The sequence below is a fragment of the Streptomyces sp. NPDC041200 genome (assembly GCF_055591805.1).
Map to the genome: position 1 here is coordinate 948,318 of NZ_JBVIZF010000002.1, position 17,102 is coordinate 965,419.

14 protein-coding genes are annotated in these 17,102 nt (G+C 71.9%); 9 read left to right on the forward strand and 5 right to left on the reverse strand.

Going from position 1 to position 17,102, the window contains the following annotated elements:
* The first annotated feature begins 17 nt into the window (after positions 1-17).
* The 6 genes from ACZ6CL_RS09545 (at position 18) to ACZ6CL_RS09570 (ending at position 7,694) form a co-directional block, all read left to right on the forward strand.
* Positions 18-1,658, forward strand: a complete 1,641-nt coding sequence (locus ACZ6CL_RS09545) for an ABC transporter ATP-binding protein (protein WP_468933368.1) — start codon at positions 18-20, stop codon at positions 1,656-1,658.
* Entirely contained in the window at positions 1,655-2,773 is a 1,119-nt protein-coding gene (locus ACZ6CL_RS09550) for an ABC transporter permease (protein WP_468933228.1), read from the forward strand. The genes ACZ6CL_RS09545 and ACZ6CL_RS09550 overlap by 4 nt, the downstream gene beginning before the upstream one ends.
* Positions 2,770-4,065, forward strand: a complete 1,296-nt coding sequence (locus ACZ6CL_RS09555; protein WP_468933230.1) for an ABC transporter permease — start codon at positions 2,770-2,772, stop codon at positions 4,063-4,065. The genes ACZ6CL_RS09550 and ACZ6CL_RS09555 overlap by 4 nt, the downstream gene beginning before the upstream one ends.
* Entirely contained in the window at positions 4,062-4,493 is a 432-nt protein-coding gene (locus ACZ6CL_RS09560) for a cytidine deaminase (RefSeq protein WP_468933233.1), read from the forward strand. Before ACZ6CL_RS09555 ends, ACZ6CL_RS09560 begins: the two co-directional genes overlap by 4 nt.
* Positions 4,494-4,534: 41 nt before the next feature.
* The gene (locus tag ACZ6CL_RS09565; RefSeq protein ID WP_468933235.1) at positions 4,535-5,812 is read left to right on the forward strand and encodes a thymidine phosphorylase; all 1,278 of its coding nucleotides are present in this window, start codon (positions 4,535-4,537) and stop codon (positions 5,810-5,812) included.
* Between the two features lie 343 nt (positions 5,813-6,155).
* The gene (locus ACZ6CL_RS09570; RefSeq protein ID WP_468933237.1) at positions 6,156-7,694 is read left to right on the forward strand and encodes an ATP-binding cassette domain-containing protein; all 1,539 of its coding nucleotides are present in this window, start codon (positions 6,156-6,158) and stop codon (positions 7,692-7,694) included.
* A gap of 23 nt (positions 7,695-7,717) precedes the next feature.
* Here the strand turns inward: ACZ6CL_RS09570 and ACZ6CL_RS09575 are convergent, their stop codons facing one another.
* The gene (locus ACZ6CL_RS09575; protein ID WP_468933240.1) at positions 7,718-8,395 is read right to left on the reverse strand and encodes a TetR/AcrR family transcriptional regulator; all 678 of its coding nucleotides are present in this window, start codon (positions 8,393-8,395) and stop codon (positions 7,718-7,720) included.
* 99 nt (positions 8,396-8,494) lie between these two features.
* On the opposite strand from ACZ6CL_RS09575, the gene ACZ6CL_RS09580 reads away from it, so the two are divergent.
* Positions 8,495-9,895: an MFS transporter gene (locus tag ACZ6CL_RS09580; RefSeq protein ID WP_468933242.1), complete on the forward strand. Its 1,401-nt coding sequence runs from the start codon at positions 8,495-8,497 to the stop codon at positions 9,893-9,895.
* Positions 9,892-11,091 (forward strand): FAD-dependent monooxygenase, encoded by a 1,200-nt coding sequence (locus tag ACZ6CL_RS09585; protein WP_468933244.1) that lies wholly within the window; start codon positions 9,892-9,894, stop codon positions 11,089-11,091. Before ACZ6CL_RS09580 ends, ACZ6CL_RS09585 begins: the two co-directional genes overlap by 4 nt.
* A gap of 28 nt (positions 11,092-11,119) precedes the next feature.
* Here ACZ6CL_RS09585 and ACZ6CL_RS09590 read toward each other — a convergent pair whose 3' ends face one another.
* Positions 11,120-12,283, reverse strand: coding sequence for an ArsR/SmtB family transcription factor (locus ACZ6CL_RS09590; RefSeq protein WP_468933247.1), 1,164 nt, complete (start codon positions 12,281-12,283; stop codon positions 11,120-11,122).
* Between the two features lie 31 nt (positions 12,284-12,314).
* Positions 12,315-13,889 carry an AbgT family transporter gene (locus ACZ6CL_RS09595; RefSeq protein WP_468933250.1) on the reverse strand — a complete coding sequence of 525 codons (1,575 nt, stop codon included), beginning with the start codon at positions 13,887-13,889 and terminating at the stop codon, positions 12,315-12,317.
* A gap of 137 nt (positions 13,890-14,026) precedes the next feature.
* Between ACZ6CL_RS09595 and ACZ6CL_RS09600 the strand changes: the two genes are divergently transcribed.
* Positions 14,027-15,955 (forward strand): CocE/NonD family hydrolase, encoded by a 1,929-nt coding sequence (locus ACZ6CL_RS09600; protein WP_468933252.1) that lies wholly within the window; start codon positions 14,027-14,029, stop codon positions 15,953-15,955.
* Here ACZ6CL_RS09600 and ACZ6CL_RS09605 read toward each other — a convergent pair whose 3' ends face one another.
* Positions 15,956-16,402 (reverse strand): hypothetical protein, encoded by a 447-nt coding sequence (locus ACZ6CL_RS09605; protein ID WP_468933254.1) that lies wholly within the window; start codon positions 16,400-16,402, stop codon positions 15,956-15,958.
* Between the two features lie 72 nt (positions 16,403-16,474).
* Positions 16,475-16,936, reverse strand: a complete 462-nt coding sequence (locus ACZ6CL_RS09610; protein WP_468933257.1) for a hypothetical protein — start codon at positions 16,934-16,936, stop codon at positions 16,475-16,477.
* Positions 16,937-17,102 lie beyond the last annotated feature (166 nt).

The following is a 17,102-nucleotide window of genomic DNA, read 5'->3' on the forward strand; positions in this document are numbered from 1 at the left end:
CCCCTCAGGAGTGCGCCATCACAGCCGCCAGCCCGCCCAAGGGCGCCCCCGCCGGTGACGTCGGAGACGTTGCCGTCCAACTCCGCGGAATCACCAAGCGGTTCCCCGGAGTCGTCGCCAACCACGACATCGACATCACCGTGCGACGCGGCACCGTGCACGCCCTCGTGGGCGAGAACGGCGCGGGCAAGTCCACCCTGATGAAGATCCTCTACGGGATGCAGCGCCCCGACGAGGGCACCATCGCCCTCGACGGCGCCCCGGTCGAACTGCACTCCCCGGCGGACGCCATATCCCGTGGCGTGGGCATGGTGCACCAGCACTTCATGCTTGCCGACAACTTCACCGTGCTGGAGAACGTCGTCCTCGGCGCGGAGAAGCTGCACGGCATCGGCGGCAAGGCGCGCGCCCGCATCAAGGAAATCTCCGACGCCTACGGCCTCGGCGTCCGCCCGGACGTCATGGTCGAGGACCTCGGCGTCGCGGACCGCCAGCGCGTGGAGATCCTCAAGGTCCTCTACCGCGGCGCCCGCACCCTCATCCTCGACGAGCCCACCGCGGTCCTCGTCCCGCAGGAGGTCGACGCGCTCTTCGCCAACCTCCGCGACCTCAAGGCCGAGGGCCTGACCGTCCTGTTCATCTCCCACAAGCTGGGCGAAGTCCTCTCCGTGGCCGACGACATCACCGTCATCCGGCGCGGTACGACGGTGGCCTCGGTCGTTCCCTCCGAGACCGATCCGCGGCGGCTCGCCGAGCTGATGGTCGGCAGCGAACTGCCTTCCCCGGAGACCCGCGAATCCACCGTCACCGACACGGAGATGCTGCGGCTGGACGGGGTGCGGCTCACCGCCACCGACGTGGACGGCGTCGAGCGGGCCGTCCTGGACGACATCGGCTTCACCATCCGCAAGGGCGAAGTCCTCGGCATCGCCGGGGTCGAGGGCAACGGCCAGGCCGAACTGGTCGAGGCCATCATGGGCATGCGCGACCCCGACGCGGGCACCGTCACCCTCGACGGCGCCGACATCTCCCACGCCCCCACCCGCAAGCGGCGCGTGGACGGCATCGGCTACATCCCCGAGGACCGCCACCGGCACGGCCTGCTGCTGGAGGCCCCGCTGTGGGAGAACCGCGTCCTCGGCCATGTCACCGAACCGCCCAACAGCAAGAACGGCCTGCTCAACCCGGCCGCCGCCCGCCGTGACACCGAGCGCATCGTCGCCGAGTACGACGTCCGTACCCCCGGCATCGAGGTCACCGCGGCCTCGCTGTCCGGCGGCAACCAGCAGAAGCTGATCGTCGGCCGCGAGATGAGCCACCACCCCAAGCTGCTCATCGCCGCGCACCCGACGCGCGGCGTGGACGTCGGCGCGCAGGCGCAGATCTGGGACCAGATCCGCACCGCGCGCCGCGAGGGCCTGGCCGTGCTGCTGATCTCCGCCGACCTGGACGAGCTGATCGGCCTGTCCGACACCCTGCGGGTCATGTACCGGGGCCGGCTGGTCGCCGACGCCGACCCCGCCACGATCACCCCGGAGGAGCTGGGCTCGGCCATGACCGGCGCGGCCTCCGGCCACCTGGAACACCCCGCCGAGGACGCTGCCGAGGCCGCCGCTGAGGCCGCCGCCGAGGTCACGACCGGGGGAGAGGACCGATGAAGAAGTTCGACAAGGAGCGGGTGCTCCTCGCGGTCGCGGCCCCGCTGCTCGCGCTCGTCGCCGCGTTCCTCCTGACCGCCCTGGTGCTGGCCGCCACCGGCAAGGCGCCGTTCAACGCCTTCGGCATCATGTTCGACTACGGCGTCAAGGCGGACAGCCAGGTCTACATCCTCAACAAGGCCACGACGTACTACCTGGCGGGTCTCGCGGTGGCCATCGGCTTCCGGATGAACCTGTTCAACATCGGCGTCGACGGGCAGTACCGGCTCGCCGCCTTCTTCGCCGCCGTGGTCGGCGGGGCGCTGAAGCTGCCGGGCCTGGTGCAGATCCCGCTGATCATCCTCGTCGCCATGCTGGTCGGCGCGATGTGGGCGTCCATCGCCGGACTGCTCAAGGTCTACCGCGGCGTCAGCGAGGTGATCAGCACCATCATGCTGAACTCGCTCTCGGGCATCCTCATCAGCTATCTGCTGGTCGACGGGCGGCTGGCCGATCTCGACAAGCAGACCAACATCGTGGCCACCGACCCGCTGCCCTCCTCCAGCCACTTCTTCAGCATCCCGGCCGGTGGCGACCTCGACCCCATCTGGGGCTTCATCGTCGTCGCCGCGCTCGCCGGGGCCGGTTTCTGGTTCCTGCTCGGCCGCACCCGCTTCGGCTTCGACCTGCGCGCGGTCGGCCGCTCCGAGTCCGCCGCCCAGGCCAGCGGCGTCGACGTCAAGCGCATGGTGCTCACCAGCATGCTGCTCTCCGGCGCGATGGCCGGGCTCATCGGCATGCCGACCCTGCTCAACGACACCCACCAGTTCACCTCCGACTTCCCGGCCGGGATCGGCTTCACCGGCATCGCCATCGCGCTGCTCGGCCGCAACAACCCGGTCGGCATCGCGCTGGCCGCGGTGCTGTGGGGCTTCCTGGAGCGCGGCGCCAACCGGCTGGAGTTCGAGGGCTACGACAAGGAGATCGTCGGCGTCATGCAGGGCGTGATCGTCCTGTGCGTCGTCATCGCGTACGAACTGGTGCGCCGCTACGGCCTCAAGCGCCAGCAGCAGCGGGTCGGCGCGGAACTCGCCGCCCAGGCGCGCAAGAGCGAGAAGAAGGAGGTGGCGGTATGAGCGCCACGGCTACCGCCACCAAGAGCAGCGACGCACCCGGGAAGGCCCCGAAGCGCGGGCCCCGGATGTCCGTCGCCACGGTGCTGCTGATCATCGCCGGGACGCTGGTCGCGCTGTCCGTGCTGCGCGCCCTCGCCGGTGGCGGCCAGCAGTCCGCCTTCGAGAACATCACCTCCTCCGGCCAGATCGGCGCCGCCCTCTCCATGGCCGTGCCCATCGGGCTCGCCGGACTCGGCGGGCTGTGGGCCGAGCGGGCGGGCGTCGTCAACATCGGCCTAGAAGGCATGATGATCCTCGGCACCTTCTTCGGTGCCTGGGCGGGCTACCAGACCAACCCCTGGGTGGGCGTTCTCGCCGGGGTCCTCGGCGGCGCGGTCGGCGGTCTGGTGCACGCGATCGCCACCGTCACCTTCGGCGTGGACCACATCATCTCCGGTGTCGCGATCAACATCCTCGCGCTCGGCGCCACCACCTACCTCGCCAAGCGCTGGTTCGAACCGCTCTCCGCCATCGGCGGCAGCCCCAAGCAGTCCCCGCAGGTCGACGACATCCAGTCGTTCACCGTGCCCGGCCTGTCCGACGGGCTGGCCACCGTCGAGAACCACCACTGGTTCCTGGTCTCCGACCTCGCGGGCCTGCTCGGCGGCCTGGTCACCGACATCTCCGCGCTGACCATCGTGTCCATCCTGCTCTTCGCGGGCAGCTTCTTCGTCCTGTGGAAGACCTCGTTCGGGCTGCGGCTGCGGTCCTGCGGCGAGAACCCCACCGCCGCCGAGTCCCTCGGCGTCAACGTCTACCTCTACAAGTACGCGGCCGTGGTGATCTCCGGCGGCCTCGCCGGACTCGGCGGCGTCTTCCTCGCGCTCGTCCGCTCCCACATCTACAACGAGGGCCAGACCGGCGGCCGCGGCTACATCGGCCTCGCCGCCATGCTCTTCGGCAACTGGCGGCCCGGCGGCCTCGCCATGGGCGCGGGCCTCTTCGGCTACTCCGACGCCCTCCAGCTGCGCAACGGCGGAGCCACCGTCCACGCGCTGCTGCTCGTGGTGGCCCTCGGACTCGCCCTCCTGGCGGGCTGGCGGCTCTACCGTAAGAGGTACGTCGCGGGCGCGGTGTCCGGCGGCGCCGCGATCCTGCTGGTGCTGTGGTACGCCCTGACCGAGACCGTGGCCAACGACCTGGTCCCGGCGACCCCGTACATCGTCACCCTGCTGGTCATGGGGCTCGCGGCCCAGCGGCTGCGGATGCCCAAGGCCAACAACAAGCCCTACCGGAAGGGACAGGGCACATGACACCACCCGCCGCACCGGCCCCCGATCGGAGCCCCGACTGGGAGTCGCTGCGCACCGCGGCCCGGGACGCCATGTCCCGGGCCTACGCCCCCTACTCCCGCTTCCCCGTGGGCGCCGCCGCCCTCGTCGACGACGGCCGTACGGTCAGCGGCTGCAACGTGGAGAACGCGGCGTACGGCGTCGCGCTGTGCGCCGAATGCGGCCTGATCTCCGCCCTCTTCGCCACTGGCGGCGGCCGCCTCACCGCCTTCACCTGCTGCGACCGCGACGGGGCCGTGCTGATGCCGTGCGGCCGCTGCCGTCAGCTGCTGTGGGAGCACGGCGGCCCCGAGCTCCAGATGGACACGGCGACCGGCATCCGCCCGCTCGCCGAACTCCTCCCGGACGCGTTCGGCCCGGCCGACCTGGCCCGTATCAGCGCGCCGTAGCACCGAGCGCCCCGTAACGACCCCGAAAGGCCCCTGCGCCCATGGACGCCATCTCCGTCATCCGAGCCAAGCGCGACGGCGACCGCCTGAGCGACGCCCAGATCGACTGGATCATCGACGCCTATACGCGCGGCGAGGTCGCCCACGAGCAGATGTCCGCCCTCGCGATGGCCATCTTCCTGAACGGCATGGACCGCGCGGAGATCGCCCGCTGGACCGCCGCGATGATCGCCTCCGGTGAGCGGATGGACTTCTCCTCGCTGCCCCGCCCGACCGCCGACAAGCACTCCACGGGCGGCGTCGGCGACAAGATCACCCTCCCGCTGGCGCCCCTGGTCGCCGCCTGCGGGGCGGCCGTACCGCAGCTCTCCGGCCGGGGCCTCGGCCACACCGGCGGCACCCTCGACAAGCTGGAGTCCATCCCCGGCTGGCGGGCCTCGCTCTCGAACGACGAGATGCTCGGCGTCCTGCGCGAGGTGGGCTCGGTGATCTGCGCGGCGGGCGACGGCCTGGCGCCCGCCGACAAGAAGCTCTACGCGCTGCGCGACGTCACCGGCACGGTCGAGTCGATCCCGCTCATCGCCTCCTCGATCATGTCCAAGAAGATCGCCGAGGGCACCGGCTCCCTGGTCCTGGACGTCAAGGCGGGTTCCGGCGCCTTCATGAAGGACATCGACGCCGCCCGCGAACTGGCCGCCACCATGGTCGGCCTCGGCACCGACCACGGCGTCCGCACCACCGCCCTGCTCACCGACATGTCCACCCCGCTCGGGCTGACCGCGGGCAACGCGCTCGAAGTCCGCGAATCCGTCGAGGTGCTGGCGGGCGGCGGCCCCGCCGACGTCGTCGAACTCACCCTCGCCCTGGCCCGCGAGATGCTCGACGCGGCCGGTCTGACCGACGCCGACCCCGCGAAGGCGCTGGCCGACGGCACCGCCATGGACGTATGGCGGCGCATGATCACCGCCCAGGGCGGCGACCCCGGCGCGCCGTTGCCGGTGGCCCGCGAACAGCACGTCGTCACCGCGGAGTCCACCGGTGTCCTCACCCGCCTCGACGCGTACGCGGTGGGCGTCGCCGCCTGGCGGCTGGGCGCGGGGCGCGCCCGTAAGGAAGACCCCGTGCAGGCGGGCGCGGGCATCGAGATCCACGCCAAACCGGGCGACCAGGTCACCGCCGGGCAGCCCCTGCTGACCCTCCACACGGACACCCCCGCGACGTTCGGGTACGCGCTGGAGGCGCTGGACGGCGCAACCGACTACGCCCCGGCGGACACCGCGTTCAGCGCGAAGCCGATCGTCCTGGAGCGCATCGCCTGACGCCTGCTGCGGTCCTCAACTGGCAGGGCGCGGCGCGTATTTCGTTTGATCGCGCCGCGCCCTCCTCCGTATCCTCGTCCGCATGTACACACGTATGTGGTTCATGAGGCCCCGCACCCGCCGCTGACGGCGGCGCACCGAGCCTTCTCCCTGCCCGCCGTTCCGGCCTTCCGCCGGGCGGCCTCTCTTCTGCTGCCCGGCTCCATTCCGAGCTGCGGAGCACCCTGTGTCTTCCCTTCCCCCCGCGGGCCCTTCGAGCCTGCCCTCATCCGCCCCCGCTGAGCTTCACCTGCGCGCCGATGACATCACCGTCACGCGCGGCGCGCGGCAGGTCCTAAGGAACGTGTCCGTCACCGTCTCCGCCCGCTCCCGGCTGGCCATCGTCGGTGAGAACGGCCGCGGCAAGACCACGCTGCTGCATGTGCTCGCCGGTCTCCTCGCACCCGACAGCGGCTCGGTGCACCGGGCGGGCACCTTCGGTCTCGCGCGGCAGGCCCTGCACTCGCGCTCCGGCGAAACCGTCGGCACGCTGACCGCCGACGCGCTCCGGGCCGCCCACGCGGCCCTCTCCGCCCTGGACCTGGCCGCCTCCGGCCTGGCCGAGGGCGCCGAGGGTGCCGACGACCGGTACGCGCAGGCGCTGGAGGCCGCCACGCGGCTGGACGCCTGGGACGCCGACCGGCGCGTCGACATGGCCCTGGAGGCCCTGCACGCGTGCACGGACCGGACCCGTGAGCTGTCCACCCTGTCGGTGGGCCAGCGCTACCGGGTGCGGCTGGCCTGCCTGCTGGGCGCCTGGCACGACATCCTGTTGCTCGACGAGCCGAGCAACCACCTCGACGCCGACGGCCTGGCCTTCCTCACCGACCGTCTGCGCGGCCACGGCGGGGGCGTCGCGCTCGTCAGCCACGACCGCGCGCTGCTGCGCGACGTCGCGCGGGAGTTCCTCGACCTGGACCCCACCCAGGACGGGCGCCCCCGCCTGTACGCCGGTGGCTACGAGGCGTGGCAGGACGGCCGCCGCCGCGACCGCGAGCGGTGGATCCAGGACTACGAGGAACAGCAGGCGGAACACCGCCGTCTGACCGTCGCCGTCGACCAGGCCCGGGACCGCCTCAGCACCGGCTGGCGCCCCGCGAAGGGCACCGGCAAGCACCAGCGCCAGTCCCGGGCGCCGGGCGTGGTGCAGGCGCTCAACCGCGAGCGGGAGGCGCTGGAGGCGCACCGCGTCACCGTGCCCCAGCCGCCGCTGTCGCTGCGCTGGCCCGACCTGGCCCCCCGTACCGGCTCGGCGCTGGTCCGCGTGCGGGACGTGGCGGTCGCCGGGCGGCTCACCGCCCCGGTCACCCTCGATGTCGACGGCGGAGACCGTCTGCTCATCACCGGTGAGAACGGCACCGGAAAGTCCACCCTCCTCTCCGTCCTCGCCGACGCCCTCACCCCGACGAGCGGCTCGGTGCGCCACCTCGCCGGTGCGCGGGTGACGATGATCGCGCAGGAAGTCCCGGACTGGCCCGCCGCGTTCACGGCCCGGCAGGTGTACGACCAGCACGTGGGGCGGCTGATCGTCCACGGCGAGGTGAGCGAGCGCGACCTCGTACCGCTGGGCGCGACGGGCCTGCTGGACCGCGAGGCGATGCGCACCCCGGTGGCCCGCATGTCCCTGGGTCAGCAGCGCCGCCTCGACCTGGCCCTCCGCCTGGCCGTCCGCCCTCACCTGGTCATCTTCGACGAGCCCACCAACCATCTCTCGTCCGTGCTGGTCGACGAGCTGACCACCGCCCTGCTCGACACCCCGGCGGCCGTCATCGTCGCCACCCACGACCGCCAACTCCTGACCGACCTGGCCCCCTGGCCCCGTCTGCACCTCACCCGCCCCTGACCCACGGGCGGCAGCGGCGTCCCCTACCCGGCCCGGTAGGCGCGGAGGAAGGTCCGTACTCCCTCGACGACGAGGGGCCGGACGCGGGTGTCCTCCGCGGCGTTCGCGGAACCGAGCCTGTCCAGCGCGACCCCGAAGGTCAGCGCGATGAACTGGTCGGCCGCGAGCCGGGGGTCGGGGACGTCGAGCAGCCCGGCCGCGGCGAGGGCGGCGAACCGCTCGGCGAGTGCCTCGTCGGGGGTGTCGGCCATGGAGTTGTAGCCCCGGTGCGGCAGGTGGCCGGACTCCGCCCGGACCAGTCGTTGCAGCGTCGCGTACTCCGCCGAGCCGAGCATGTCGGTCGCGATGCGCATCGAGAACGTGACCAGGGCGTCCTCAAGCTCGGCGGCCTCGGTGAGGTCGGTGAGGGTGTCGTCGAGGGTGCGCCGGATCGTCGTGATCAGTGACTCGCCGACGGAGTCGACGACGGCCCGCAGCAGCGTCTGCTTGTCGCCGAAGTAGTCGTAGACCGTCCGCTTGGACACCTCGGCCCGGGCGGCGACCGCGTCGACGCTGGACCGGTCGAAGCCGTCGGCGAGGAACAGTTCCCGGGCCGCCGAGAGGATGGCGGCCCGCTTCCGCGTGGACCCCTCGCGGAGTGTCTTCGTGGTGGGCGTCTTCGTGGTCGGGGTCTTCGTGGTCGGGGTCTTCGTGGTCGGCATGGGCACATCCTAACCGTTCTACACTGCACGGTGTAGTGTAGTAATCGTGCAATGCCCGCCCGGCGATAGCGCTCACCCGGCAATGACGGAAGGACGTCCATGACCGCAACTCTGGCTGCTCCCCCGGTCCGCATCGGTAAGGCCGCTGTCGGGGCCCTCGGCGCGCTGGCAGTCGCCACCGGTGCCCTGGAGTCGGTGGTGACGCCGACGCTCCCGCTCCTGCAACGCGAGCTGGACATGAGTCCGGCCGAAGGGGCGTTACTCAGCATCATGCTGCTCATCACCGGCGCGCTCATCACGCCGGTCGCGGGCAAGTTCGGCGACCGCTACGGCGGAAAACGGGTCCTGATCCGGCTAATGACGGTGGTCTCGGCCGGTGGTCTGGTGTCCGCCCTGGCGCCGAACCTGCCGGTGCTGCTGCTCGGCCAGGTACTGCAGGGGGCGATGGTGGGCGCGCTGCCCCTGTCGTTCATCCTGGTGCGCTCACACCTCCCCGCGGGCGAGTCGAAGGTGGCCATCGGGGTGGTCAGCGGGTTGTTCGTGGGCGGCGGGATGGCGGGAACGCTGTCGGCCGGGCCCGTGGCGGAAGGGCTGTCCCGGCACTGGATGTTCGCGCTGCCGACGGCCGCGGTCATCGCGGCCACCGTCCTGGTGAACCGGCTGATGCCGCAGGACGCGCCGGGCCGGTCGGACGACGCCAGGATCGACTGGCCCGGCCTGCTTCTCCTGAGCGGCACGCTCATCACGCTCATGCTCGTGCTCGCGCTGGCACCCGACATCGGCTCGCAACCACTCGTGCTCGGCGCCCTCGTCGTGGTCCTGGCCGCCTTCGTGACCGGATGGATCGCCGTCGAGCGGCGCGCGGCCTCGCCGATGGTCGATCTGCGCATGCTGGCACGGCCCGCCGTGTGGAAGTCGTGCGTGCTGACGTTCCTGATCTGCGTCGGTACCTCGGTGCCGGTCCTCCTCATCCCGCAACTGCTCGCGGTGCCCTCCGACGCGTACGGCTTCGGGGCCAGCGCCACCGAGATCGGCTTCTTCCTGCTGCCCGGCGCCGTGGCCGCGTCGCTGGCCGGGCCGCTCAGCGGGATCGGGGCGCGGCGTGTCGGCTCACGTGCCGTGGTCACCGCCGGAGTCGTCCTCATGGCCACCGCCCTGATCGCCCTGGCGGCCGTGCACACCGAGATCTGGCACCTCGTCATCGGCAAGGCGATGATCGCGCTGGCCAACGGCCTGTGCGTGACGGCGATGGTGACCAGCACCGCCACCTCCGTCGAGCAGAGTGACACCGGCATCGCCACCGGCCTGGTCCTGGTGACGCGCGTGCTCGGCTTCGCCGTGGGGTCGCAGGTCAGCGGCGCCATGCTCACCGCCGCGACCCCTTCAGGGTCGGATGTCCCGGCCGAATCGGCCTTCGTCACCGGCTTCGTCATAGCCGGTGTCTTCACCGCGCTGTCCCTGCTCGTCGTCCGCACCATGAGCAAAGGAGTCAAGGAATGACCCACACCGGCCTGTTGAGACGCACGGTCCTGATATCCGGTGCCAGCGTCGCGGGGCCCGCCCTCGCGTACTGGCTGAACCGCTACGGATTCGGGGTCACGGTAGTCGAGAAGGCGGGCGCGCTGCGGGGCGGCGGCTACCCCATCGACGTGCGCGGCACCGCACTCGACGTCGTCCGGAGGATGGGAATCCTGCCGCGGCTGCGGGAGGCGCACATCGACCTGCGCCGGATGACCTTCCTCGACGCGGAGGGCGGCGAGGTGGCCTCGGTCAACCCCCACACCCTCACCGGCGGTGTCGCGGGACAGGACCTGGAGGTGCGGCGCGGGGATCTGGCCGGCGCTCTCCACGCGGCGGTCCGTGACGACGTGGAGTTCTTGTTCAACGACTCCATCGACAGCCTCGACCAGACCGGCCACGGGGTCGATGTCACCTTCCGCGGGGGCGGCAGGCGTACGTTCGACCTGGTGATCGGCGCGGACGGTCTGCACTCACGCACCCGCGCGCTCCTGTTCGGTCCCGAAGAGCAGTTCCACCGGTACCTCGGCTACTGCTTCGCCGGATTCACCCTGCCCAACACCTTCGGGCTCTCCCACGAGCTGATGATGTGGAACACCCCGGGCAGGGCCGCGGCACTCTACGCCGTGGGGGACAACGACGACGTGCACGCCTTCCTGAACTTCGCCCACCCGGAGCCGCCGTTCGACGCGTTCCGGAACCCGCAAGCCCAACGGGACCTGGTCGCCGAGGTCTTCGCCGACGCGGGCTGGGAGGTCCCGGGCATGCTCGCCGCCCTGCGCGGCGCGGACGACCTGTTCTTCGACGCGGTCAGCCAGATCCGCATGCCCCGCTGGTCCAGCGGCAGGGTCGCGCTGGTGGGCGACGCCGCGTACGCGCCCTCGTTCCTCACCGGACAGGGCTCCAGCCTCGCGCTCGTCGGCGCGTACATGCTCGCCGGTTCCCTGGCCGACCGGGACCACGCCACGGGCTTCGCCGCCTACGAACACTCCACCCGCGAGTTCGTGACGCTGAACCAGGACCAGGTCGGCGAGGGCGACGCCACCCTCTTCCCGACCACCGCCCGGGCCCTGGAGCAGCGCGACGACATGCTGCGCGATCTCAGCGCCATGCCCTCCACGGAGGGACGACCGGCCCATTCGGCCCTCACCCTGCCCGCATTCACGCCCGTGGCGTGAGCTGCGGGAGGCGTGTCCTCCGGCCGGTTCAGCGCGCCATGGTGGCGAGGACGTCCTGGCCCAGTCGCTGGACGACATCCGTGGCGAGCCGGTGCCGGACCAGCTTGCCGTCCCGGGTGGAGCGCACCAGGCCCGCGTCGCGCAGGGTCCGCAGCGTGCGGGAGACCTGCGGTTCGCTGGAGCCGAGCCGGGCGGCCAGCTCCGAGGTGGTGATGGGCTCGCCCAGCAGATGACGGCACAGCTCCATCCGGGCGGGCGAGGTCAGCGCCATCAGCCGGTCGTGGAGATCGCGCAGGGTCAACTGTCCGTCCGGGGTGGCGCGGCGCGCCGCGTACTGCACCACCACGCACGACGGATGCTCGTGCTTGACCGTCAGATGCGGCCACACCCGGGCGGACGGAACGAGGACGAGGGGGCGCGGGGCCACCTTCACCTCGTCGATCTGGAGCTTGTCCAGCCGTACCCGTTCGCCCGGCCCGACCCGGGCCGCCGTGGGCAGCAGTTCGGTGAGCACATCCGCGGGCGAGCGAGGCGAGTGGGGTGCCCCCGGGGGGAGGGCTGCCAGTCGGCGGCGCACCTCGCGCGCGTGGTCCTCCAGGGGCGGCCGCAGGACGCGCCAGTCCTCGGCGAAGAACGCGGCGTCGGCGGCCCGCAGCACCGCCACCAGCCGGTCCCGCAGCTCCGACGGCGCCGCCACCAACTGCCGCGCCAGCTCACCGCGGGCGTAGCTGCGGCGCAGGCAGCGGCGGGCGTAGTCCTCCGCGGCGGGGGTGCCGGGGCGCAGCTCGCGGGCGGGCGGCGCGTGCTGCGCGGCGGTGCCGAGGATTCCGGGCGCCACCAGATCGAGGAAGTCGTCCTCCGGCAGCTCCTCCATCGCCGCCAGCTCCTCCTCCAGGCTCACCACGCGCGGCACCGCACGATCCGGCACGGCACGATCCGGCACGGCACGAAGCGGCACCGCACGGGGAAAGAACAGGCGGCAGCGGAAGCGGGCCCACAGCGGAGCGAACACGGACAGCTCGTCGCGCAGCTCGGGCCCCGCCGCGGCGGCGCGGGCCGTCCAGTCGGCGGCCTCCGGGTGGTGCTCGGGTTCGGCGAGTATGTGCAGGCTCGCCATCAGTTCCGACATCGCACAGGGTGCCGCCACGACGTCCGCGGGGCCGAGCCCTCCGAGGTCGAGGACGATGCTCACGCTGTCAGCGTACGGCGGCGTACGGCGGCGCTCACCGTACGGGCGCGCCCGGACCGAGCGGGATGCCCAGCAGGTACCAGACGAAGAACAGCAGCACCCACACCACCAGCATGATCATGGCGACGGGCAGCGTGAAGGAGACCAGGGTGCCGATCCCGGCCTTGCGGCGGAGGGTCTGGAGGTAGCCGACGCAGAGGATGAACGAGGTGCTCATCGGGGTGATGGAGTTCGTACAGGAGTCGGCGATGCGGTACAGGGCCATGGTGACCGCCGGGCTGGTGCCGAGCAGCATCAGCATGGGCACCAGCGCCGGGGCGACCAGGGCCCACAGGGCGGAGCCCGAGGTGATGAGGAGGTTCAGCAGCGCGACCGCGACGATCAGCAGGGAGAACAGCACCAGCGTGGGCGCGCCCAGCTGCTTGAGGAAGTCCGCGCCTTCGACCGCGACGACCGTGGCGATGTTGGTCCACTTGAACAGGGCGAGGAACTGGGACACGGCGAAGAAGAGCACCAGCAGCGGCGCGATGGAGCGCACGCCGTCCGCCATGAACTCCGGTATCGCGCGGCTCCCGCTGATCCGCCCGGTGAGCCGCCCGTACACGGCGCCGATGAGCAGGAACAGGACGGTGAGGAATACGGCGATCGCGTTCATGAAGGTGGACTCCACGATCGCGCCGCCCTCACCGCGCAGCGGCGACGAGACGGGGAGCATCGCGAGCACGATCAGCGCGGCGTAGCCGAGCGCGGCCAGCCCGGTCAGCTTCAGGGCCCGTACCTCGGTGGCGTCGTCGACCTCGGCGGCGACGCCCCGCCCCGCCGCGGCGGCCTCCAGATCCGGGTCGGGGGTCAGGTGGTGCTCGCGCTTGGCGAGGACCTTGTCCACGACCAGGGCGATGGTCCCGGCCAGCACGAACGCCGAGACGGTGGTGAAGTACATGTTGTCCGTCGCGCGGACCACCACGCCCTTGTCGACGAGCTGCGCCGCCTCGGTGGCCACGGAGGCGAACAGCGCGTCACCGGGGGCGATCAGCGGGTTGGCGTCCCCCGCGGCGTTGATCGAGACGAACGCGACGATCATGCCGAGCATGGGGGAGCGGCCCACGGCGCGGAAGGCCACCGCGCCGAGCGGGATGAGGACCACATACGCGGAGTCGGACAGGAACTTCCCCAGGACGCCGCCCAGGGCCACGCCCAGGACGACGGTCCGCGGGGACAGGCCCGACAGCATGCGGCGGGCCAGTGCCTCGAAGAGTCCCGACCGTTCGGCGACCGCGACGCCGAGCATCACCATCAGCACGGTGCCGAGCGGGCCGAAGGTGACGAAGGATTCCTCGGCGCCGCTGATCAGGTCCCGTACGGCGGCCGCCGACAGGGCGCTGCGGACGCCGACCAGGTCACCCGAGGACGGGTCCTCGACGTGCAGGCCGGTGGCGTTCAGGGCCCAGCTGACGCAGGCGACCACCCCGCCCAGGATCCAGAACAGCCAGAACGGGTGCGGCAGTGCGTTTCCCGCACGCTCGACCAGGTCGAGGAGCCGGGAGCCACGGCTCCCGTCGTCGTCCTCGGGGACCCGCACCTCCTGGGTGCGGCGGGTGGGTGTGCTCATGACGGCCTCCGGGGACCTTTGCTGGGATGCGCTGCACAGTAGGTCGCGGGCCGGGCCCCGTCACCGTCCGGCGGAACAGTTGACCTCATGAGGTCAAGTGATCGCCACACCCCGCGCCACTGCTTAGCGTCACGGGCGTGACCTGCTACGACACCTCCCACACCGGCCCGGCCGAATCCCTCCGGCCCGCATCCCTCCAGGGCGGCGCCCTGTGGCGCCGCACCCTGAGCGTCCCGATGCGGGACGGCGTCCGGCTCGCCGCCGACCTGTACTCCGCCTCATCCGAGCCGGAGGCGACCGCGCTGCCCGCGCTCCCCGTGCTGCTGGAGCGGACCCCGTACGGTCGGCGGGAGCGGCGCGGTTCGGACCAGGACCGAGGCGACGCGCCGGTCCCGTGGCCCGAGGACATCGCCCGGCACTTCACCGAGGCCCGCTACCACGTCGTACGGCAGGACTGCCGCGGCCGCGGCGACTCCGGGGGAACCTTCGTGAAGTACCTCGGCGAGGGCCAGGACGGGGTGGACACGATCGACTGGCTGAGGAACCAGCCGTGGTGTGACGGCAGGGTCGTGATGACCGGGGTGTCCTACTCCGCCCACGTCCAGGCGGCCGCGGCCGCCGAGGGGGTGACGGGGCTCGCCGCCATGTTCCAGGACTCCGGCGGCTTCTCGTCCGCGTACGACGCGGGGATGCGGATGGGCGGGGCCTTCGAGCTGAAGCAGGTGACCTGGGCCCTGCGGCACGCGGCGATGAGCCCGGAGGCGGCGGCGGACCCGGTGCTGGCCGAGGACCTGCTGCGGGTGGATGTGGCGGGCTGGTTCGGCGCGATGCCGTGGCGGCCGGGCTGCACACCGCTGCGGCACCTGTCGGCGTACGAGGACTTCCTGCTGGAGCAGTGGCGACAGGACACCTTCGGGGACTACTACCGCACCCCGGCGATCTACGGGCGGGGCTTCTACGAGCGCTTCCCGGACGCGCCGAGCCTGCACATGGGCAGCTGGTACGACCCCTACGTCCGTTCCACCATCGAGAACTTCACCGCCCTGCGCGCACTCAAGTCGGCGCCCTCCTACCTGGTGATGGGCCCGTGGACGCACGGGCACCGCTGCGAGACGTTCGCCGGAGACGTGGACTTCGGCCCGTCGGCGACCCTGGACGGCAACCTCGCCCCGTCGTACCTGGAGTTCCGCCGCCGCTGGTTCGACCGGGCGCTGGACCGTCAGGACGGTCCGGGAAGCGCCCTCCCCGCCGTCCAGTACTTCCTGATGGGCGGCGGCGACGGCCGCCGGGACGCGGCCGGGCGGATGCGGCACGGCGGTGCGTGGCGCACCGACACCCGGTGGCCGCCCGCGTCGACGGCCCCCGTCGCCCTGTACCTCACCACCGGCGGCGCCCTCACCCTCGCCCCGCCCACCGTGGCCGCCGCGTCGGTGACCTACGACTTCGACCCGCGCCGCCCGGTCCCCACCATGGGAGGCCAGGTCACCTCGGGCGAGCCGGTGATGACCGGCGGGGCATACGACCAGAACGCCCCGGACGCCAGGGTGTACGGGGCGGGCGAGCCCTACCTGCCGCTGGACTCCCGCCCGGACGTGATCAGCCTGACCACACCGCCGCTCGAACGCGACGTGGTGATCGCCGGTCCGGTGGCGGCACGGCTCTACATCTCCACCACTGCCCCGGACACCGACTTCACCATCAAGCTGATCGACGTCCACCCGCCCAACGCCGACTATCCGCACGGCTTCGCCATGAACCTCACCGACGGCATCGTCCGCTGCCGCTTCCACCGCTCCTACGAGAAGCCGGAGTTGCTCACCCCGGGCGAGGCGTACGAGATCGAGGTCACCGCCCCCGACACGGCGAACCGCTTCGCCGCCGGTCACCGCGTCCGGCTCGACATCTCCTCCAGCAACTTCCCCCGCTTCGACGTCAACACCAACACCGGCGAACCGGAAGCCGCCGCCCGCCGCACCGCCATCGCCACGAACACGGTGCACATGGACGCCGAACGCCCCTCTCACCTGCGCGTGTGGCTGGAAGGAGGAGCGGACGCGCTCGCCTGATCAGCCGGTGTCGACGGCCTCCACCGCGCCGGGGACGAGCACGACCTCCTGCGGGGTCCAGCAGTCCGACCGCTCGGTGGCCACTTCGGCGGCGCACCGGCGGCACACCAGGTTCGGGCCGTCGCAGCCGTCTAGGCCGCAGCAGCCGTTCCGCCGTCCGCGCAGCGTGGTCAGCTCGGTGCCGTGCACATCGGCCCGGGCCAGGACGATGCCGTCCAGCCCCGCGCGCCGAAGCCCCAGGGCCGCGCCCGCGAGGTCTGGCCGGAAGACCCGCTCCCCGGCCTCCGGCGGATCGTAGGCGAAGGTGCCCGGACGCATCCGCGGCGGGCACTCCTCGCCCTTCGGCATCTCGTACGGCGCCGGGGCGCTGTCCGCGTCGGGCAGCGGCACCTCGCGTACGGGCCCGGCGACATCGCCGTGACAGCGGCGGCAGCGGAAGACGACCATGCCCGCCATTGTCCGGTCCCGGCCGGCCCCGGCGCCTCCGAATTCCGGGGAGGGGCGGCGGCTCAGGACGGCTCAGGACAGGAAACGGGCGTAGGGGCCGTTCAGGATGCCGTTCTTCTGGGCCTGATTGAAGTGGCAGTTCGGGTACGCGTAGAACGAGGCCGACATCGGTGTGCCGTCGGTGTACGTGGAGTCGGGCAGACCGAGCGCGTGGCCCAGTTCGTGCACCATGCCGCCGTACCACCGGTTCATGGCGCCGTTGGTCCCGGCGGCGCCATCGGCGTCATGGCCGCTGAGGATGACCCATCCGGAGCCGCCACCGCCGCCGGAGCCCTTGCCCTCGGCGTTGATCTCGCCGACACACAGCCAGCGCGGGTCCGGGGAGCCGAGACGGAACTTGGCCATCAGCTCCTGCTGCATGTTGAAGACCACCCACCAGTACTCCTCGCCGCCGTTCGGCGTGGTCTCGTACCAGATCCGGTCGTGGCCGCCGGTCACCACTTCCACCGCGGGGGTGTTCAATCTGAACGTCACCGACTGCCAATATCATGAACAGCGTTCGAAATGCCGTAAGGGCCGCAGGCGTTTATCGGACAGGAGCCAGAACGGGCGAAGGGGCCGCGTCCGCCGGACAGTGGCGGGGCGGCCCCTTCGGGTTCAGGGGGCGTCAGGTGCGTGCTGGTCAGTCGTCGTCGCCGTC